Source organism: Actibacterium sp. (assembly GCF_041584535.1).
GTDB lineage: Bacteria > Pseudomonadota > Alphaproteobacteria > Rhodobacterales > Rhodobacteraceae > Actibacterium_D.
In genome coordinates, this window is record NZ_JBFHDW010000186.1 from 1 (window position 1) to 5,302 (window position 5,302).

At 60.4% G+C, this 5,302-nt stretch carries 7 protein-coding genes; 6 read left to right on the forward strand and 1 reads right to left on the reverse strand.

Going from position 1 to position 5,302, the window contains the following annotated elements:
• The 6 genes from ABYW26_RS09905 to ABYW26_RS09930 form a co-directional block, all read left to right on the forward strand.
• On the forward strand, positions 1-886 hold an 886-nt coding region (locus ABYW26_RS09905; RefSeq protein WP_372604671.1), incomplete at its 5' end, for an ABC transporter substrate-binding protein.
• Between the two features lie 114 nt (positions 887-1,000).
• Positions 1,001-1,879, forward strand: coding sequence for a branched-chain amino acid ABC transporter permease (locus ABYW26_RS09910; RefSeq protein WP_372604672.1), 879 nt, complete (start codon positions 1,001-1,003; stop codon positions 1,877-1,879).
• Entirely contained in the window at positions 1,879-2,850 is a 972-nt protein-coding gene (locus ABYW26_RS09915) for a branched-chain amino acid ABC transporter permease (protein ID WP_372604673.1), read from the forward strand. The genes ABYW26_RS09910 and ABYW26_RS09915 overlap by 1 nt, the downstream gene beginning before the upstream one ends.
• Positions 2,847-3,599, forward strand: a complete 753-nt coding sequence (locus tag ABYW26_RS09920) for an ABC transporter ATP-binding protein (protein ID WP_372604675.1) — start codon at positions 2,847-2,849, stop codon at positions 3,597-3,599. Before ABYW26_RS09915 ends, ABYW26_RS09920 begins: the two co-directional genes overlap by 4 nt.
• Before the next feature lies 1 nt (position 3,600).
• Positions 3,601-4,335: an ABC transporter ATP-binding protein gene (locus tag ABYW26_RS09925; protein ID WP_372604677.1), complete on the forward strand. Its 735-nt coding sequence runs from the start codon at positions 3,601-3,603 to the stop codon at positions 4,333-4,335.
• Complete coding sequence (locus tag ABYW26_RS09930; protein WP_372604678.1) at positions 4,332-4,778, forward strand: type II 3-dehydroquinate dehydratase; 447 nt, start codon at positions 4,332-4,334, stop codon at positions 4,776-4,778. The genes ABYW26_RS09925 and ABYW26_RS09930 overlap by 4 nt, the downstream gene beginning before the upstream one ends.
• Here the strand turns inward: ABYW26_RS09930 and ABYW26_RS09935 are convergent.
• Positions 4,775-5,302, reverse strand: a 528-nt coding sequence (locus ABYW26_RS09935) for an SDR family NAD(P)-dependent oxidoreductase (RefSeq protein WP_372604680.1), incomplete at its 5' end; no start/stop codon positions are given. The genes ABYW26_RS09930 and ABYW26_RS09935 overlap by 4 nt on opposite strands.

Consider the following 5,302-nt stretch of genomic DNA (forward strand, 5'->3'; position numbering starts at 1 on the left):
GATGGTTCAGAAAGCCATCGACGACGAGGTATACGTGCTGATGGGCACCGTGTATTCGTCGTCGACCGTTGTGAACATGCTGGTCGCCCAGCAAAACGGGTATCCGCAGCTGACCGGCTCGGAAAGCCCGACCATCACCGCCAAGGGCAACCCCTATATCTTCCGCACCGCCTTTGGTGCGCAAAAGGGTCTGCCCAAGCTGGGCGCTTATCTGGCCAATGATCTGGGCGTCAAGAAAATCGCCATCGCCTGGGCCAATACCGAATATGGCAAAGGCGGCCACGATGCCTTTGTGAACGTCGCCGAAGCCCAGGGCATGGAAGTCGTCGCTGACGTCCCGTCCGAGCAGGGCCAGGCCGATTTCGCGGCTGACGTTCTGAAGATCAAGAACGCCGGCGCCGAAGCTGTCTTTGTCTATCTGACCGAAGAAGAAAGCGCCCGTTTCCTGATCGAGGCTGAAAAGCAGGGCCTGAACCTGCCGACTGCCGGTGACACCGTTCTGGCCAGCCAAAAGGTCATCGACCTTGCCGGTGGCGCTGCCGAAGGCATTCTGGGCCACGTCGGTCTGACCGCCGATGCCCCGGTTGATGGCATCAAGGCCATGGACGCCGCCTTTACCGCCAAGTTCGGTTATCGCCCGGACCACAACGCGATGAAGGGCTATATCGGCGCCTATACCGTCAAATACGTCACCGAAATGATCGGCGAATTTGACCGTCAAAAGTTCGCCGACACCCTGCACGGCCTGTGTCTGGATGCGGAAACCCATCCCGGCGTCCTGATGGACCTGTGCTGGGATGACACTGGTGAACTGTCGCGCGCAAGCTTCCTTGTCGAAGTCGTAGACGGCAAGCAAACCATCACTAAGCTTCTCCCCGCGAACTAATCGTTCGCTCGTCAGGTCGGCACGCGGGCAACCGCGTGTCGCACCTTGGGTCGGGGTCTTAGCCCGGCGCCTTAGCACCGCATCACGCGTGTCTTGCACAGAAAGAGGGGCGGCATGTCCGAGTTTCTCCAGATCATTATTTCCGGTCTGTCTGCGGGGTCGATCTATGCCCTAGCGGCCGTCGGGTTCACCCTGCTGTGGCAGGCGTCGCAAACCATCAACTTCGCCCAGGGCGAATTTGTCATGCTTCCCGCGTTCTTTGTTCTGGCCGGTGTCGGGTTTTTCGGACTGCCCCTGTGGGCGGCGATCCTGACGGCGCTGGTTCTGTCGTTGCTGATCCTTGGCGTCCTGTTCAAGAAACTGGTCGTCGAACCGATGCTGCCGCATGGCACGCTGCCGCTGGTGATCGCCACCATCGCGCTGGGCCTGCTGATGAAGGAAAGCGTCAAGGAATTCTATTCGGCGCAGGGTCAGCCCTTTCCGCCGCTGTTCCCGCAAGAGGTGCTGAACCTGTTCGGAGCCGCGATTTCGCTGGCGGACATCCTGAACCTGATCGTGTCTTTCGCGGCGATCATCTCGTTGCAATTGTTCCTGCAACGCACCCGCACCGGGCGCTGCATGCAGGCGACGGCGCAGAACCCCGGCGTGGCCGAAATTCTGGGCGTCGATATCAAGCGGATGGTCATGTATACCTTTTTGATCAACGCCGCGCTGGCCGCGATCGCCTCGGTGCTGATCTCGCCGATCTATCTTGCGAAATTCTCGAACGGCGAAACGCTGGGCCTGATCGCCTTTATCGCCGCGATTGTCGGCGGGTTTAACCAGATCCGGGGTGCGCTTGTCGGCGGCCTGCTGATCGGGGTGATCGACAACCTGGCCGCTGTTTATGTCTCGGCGCAATACCGCGCCGCCGTGCCGCTGGTTCTGCTGATCGTCATCATCATGGTGCGTCCGCAAGGCCTGCTGGGCACATCCGAGGGGAGGGCTGTCTGATGAAGCCGCTTCATATCATTCTGGGCCTGATCGGCCTTGCGGTTCTGATCGTCGCCCCGCTGGGGCAGGGCACTTACATCACCTATGTGCTGTGCTCGTGGCTGATCTTTTCGATCTCGGCGATGGGGTTGAACCTGACGCTGGGCTATGCCGGGCAAGTGTCGATGGCACAGGCCGCGTTCATGGGGATTGGTGCCTATATCACCGCGCTGATGACGATGGCGGGTATTCCGTGGATCGTCGCGGTTCTGGTCGCGATCTCAAGCACGTTTGCGATCGGTCTGGTGCTGGGATATCCGGCGCTGCGGGTTCAGCACCACTTTCTGGCCTTCGTGACGCTGGCCTTCAACACGCTGGTGTTCCTTGTGCTGCGGAACGAGGAATGGCTGACCGGCGGTTCGTTCGGCATCGTTGGCATTCCGCGCCCCGAGGTGTTCGGCATTGCGACCATGAAGGGCCTGCCGTTCTATTATTTCGCTCTGGTCTGCTTTCTGGTCGCCGCTGCTGCGATGGCATGGATGATCCGGTCGCCCTGGGGCCGCGCGTTCAAGGCGCTGCGTGAAAACCCGATCCGCGCCAATTCGCTGGGTCTGGACACCCGCCGCATGACGCTTTTGGCCTTTGCCATCGGGTCGGCTTTTGGCGGTCTTGCCGGGGCGATGCAGGCACCGCTGGTGCAATTCATCGAGCCGGGTTCGTTTGCGCTGGTGCATTCGCTGAAGATCCTGCTGATGGTTGTGGTCGGTGGCTCGGGCTATTTCTTTGGTCCGATGCTGGGGGCGGCGATTGTTGTGCTGCTGCCCGAACTGCTGCGCTTTACCGAAGGCTATTACCTGATCATCTATGCGCTTCTGGTGCTGGTGCTGATGGTGTTCTCGCCCGAGGGCCTGTTCGGTCTGGGTAAAAAACTGATCAACCGCTTCCGGCCACAGGCCGAGCGCGGCGACATGAAACAGGGGGCACAGCTATGAGCACCACAGACCATGTTCTGAGCGTCCGAAACATCTCGAAATCCTTCGGCGCGATCCATGCCGTCCGCGATGTCAGCTTTGATGTCGAAAAGGGCGAAGTCCTTGGCCTGATCGGGCCGAACGGCAGCGGCAAGTCCACACTGTTCAACTGTATCCTTGGACAATTGACGCCGAATTCGGGCGAAGTGTTCGTGGATGGAAAATCGGTTGCGGGTAAGTCGGCCTATCAGCTCAGCCGCCTCGGCGTTGGCCGGACCTTTCAGCAATTGTCGGTGTTTCCGCAGATGACGGTGATCGACAACATCATCATGGCCGGGCAGGAACACCGCGGCAGCATGGTTAGCCGCCTGTTCGGGAAACCCGACGCCGGTCTGACCGAAGCGGCCGATCAGCTGATCGAATTCTTCCGGCTGGGCCACCTGCGCGATCAGATGGCCGGGTCGCTGTCTTATGGTCAGCAAAAGCTGCTGGATGCGGCGATGGCCTTTATGGCCGGGCCGGGTCTGGTGCTGTTGGATGAACCGGCGGGCGGGGTAAACCTGACCATGCTGGAATATCTGAAAGAGCGGCTGCAAACTTATAACCGCGAGCATGACAGCACCTTTGTCGTGATCGAACACAACATGGAATTCGTCATGTCCTTGTGCACCCGGATCATCGTTCTGGCCGAGGGCCAGATCATCGCCGAAGGCACCCCGGACGAGATCCGCAACAATCAACAAGTCATCGACGCGTATCTGGGGGGCTGACATGGGAACGATGCTGGAACTCAAAGACCTCTATGGCGGCTATGGCAAGATCACCATTCTGAATGGCACCAGCTTCCAGATCCCGCGCGCGTCGATCACCACGGTGATTGGCCCGAACGGGGCCGGGAAATCGACGGTGTTCAAGGCGATCTTCGGTTTGTTGAACATCCATTCGGGCAATATCGTCTTTGACGGCGAGGACGTGACCCGCTCGACCCCGAAACAGATGATCGGCCATGGCGTGACCTATGTGCCGCAGGGGCGCAACGTGATCCCGCAATTGTCGGTGCTGCATAACCTTGAAATGGGCGGCATCACCTCGAAGGATCAGGCCAGCGTCAGGCGTCGCATGGATATGGTGATGGACCAGTTCCCGATCCTGCGCCAATTTAGCGACCGCAAGGCGATCGAACTGTCGGGCGGCCAGCAGAAACAGCTTGAGATCGCCCGTTCGTTGTTGCTGGACCCCAAGCTGATCCTGATCGACGAGCCCTCAATCGGCCTGTCGCCCAATCTGGTGCAGGACGTGTTCGAAACCCTGAAACGTCTGCGCGACGATGGCGTGACCATTCTGATGGTCGAACAGAACGCTAAGGCGGCGCTGGCGATGTCGGATTACGGTCTGGTGCTGGAACTGGGTCAGACCCGGATGTTCGACGACGCGCAAAAGCTGTTGAACGATCCCAAGGTCGGCCAGTTGTTCCTTGGCGGCCATATGGAGGAAGAACCGGCATGACCGGCGCGATCCACATCCTGAACGGTCCCAATCTGAACCGTCTGGGCGTGCGCGAGCCGGAAATCTATGGCCACACCACCTTGGCCGAGGTTCAGACGATTTGCGAAACCGCGGCGGGCCATGTGCCCGTCGTTTTTCGTCAGTCCAACCTAGAGGGCGAGATCGTCAGCTGGATCCATCAAGCCATTGACGAAGGCGCTTGCGCGATCCTGATCAATCCCGCCGGGCTGACCTTTACCTCGGTCGCCATTCTGGACGCGCTCAAGATGTTTCCCGGCCCGGTGGTCGAGTTCCATATCTCGAACATCCACCGGCGCGACCCGATCTATCACAATTCTCTGGTGTCAAAGGTGGCGACCGCCGTCATGGCCGGGCTGGGCGCCGAGGGCTATGCGCTGGGCGTGCGGGCGGCGCTGGATCTGGCCGCCCGAGGTGCGCGTTAGCCGCTATAGCCAGGGCGCGGAACCGTCCCCATCAGGGTCTGCGACAGCCCGCCATCGACCACGATTTCCTGACCGTTGATATAGCTGGCACGCGGGCTGGCCAGAAACAGCGATGCGTCGGCCATGTCCTGCGGGCGACCAATGCGGCCGACGGGAACCAGCGCCTCGCGCGCGGATTTCACCGTGGCATCGGCATAAAACGCCTCGGACAAAGGCGTCAAAACCAGACCGGGGCTGACCACGTTTGACCGCACACCCTTCGGCCCCCATTCATAGGCCAGTTGCCGCGACAGCATCGAGACCGCCGCCTTGCCGGGGCTATAGGCACCGGAAAACGGTTGTGGCTGGCTGGCCGAAATCGAGGCGATATGCACCAGCGCACCAGCGCCCTTGGCGATCATCTGTTTGCCAAAGGCCTGTGCGGCGATCAGACAGCCGTTCAGATTGACCTCCAGCATCCGCCGCCAGTCGTTCAGCGCCAGATCGTCCAACGGGCCGGGGCGCAGAATACCGGCATTGTTCAC

Coding starts and splice junctions, on each gene's coding strand:
- ABYW26_RS09910 (WP_372604672.1), top strand. CDS start 1,001: ATGTCCGAGTTTCTCCAGATCATTATTTCCGGTCTGTCTGCGGGGTCG.
- ABYW26_RS09915 (WP_372604673.1), top strand. CDS start 1,879: ATGAAGCCGCTTCATATCATTCTGGGCCTGATCGGCCTTGCGGTTCTG.
- ABYW26_RS09920 (WP_372604675.1), top strand. CDS start 2,847: ATGAGCACCACAGACCATGTTCTGAGCGTCCGAAACATCTCGAAATCC.
- ABYW26_RS09925 (WP_372604677.1), top strand. CDS start 3,601: ATGGGAACGATGCTGGAACTCAAAGACCTCTATGGCGGCTATGGCAAG.
- ABYW26_RS09930 (WP_372604678.1), top strand. CDS start 4,332: ATGACCGGCGCGATCCACATCCTGAACGGTCCCAATCTGAACCGTCTG.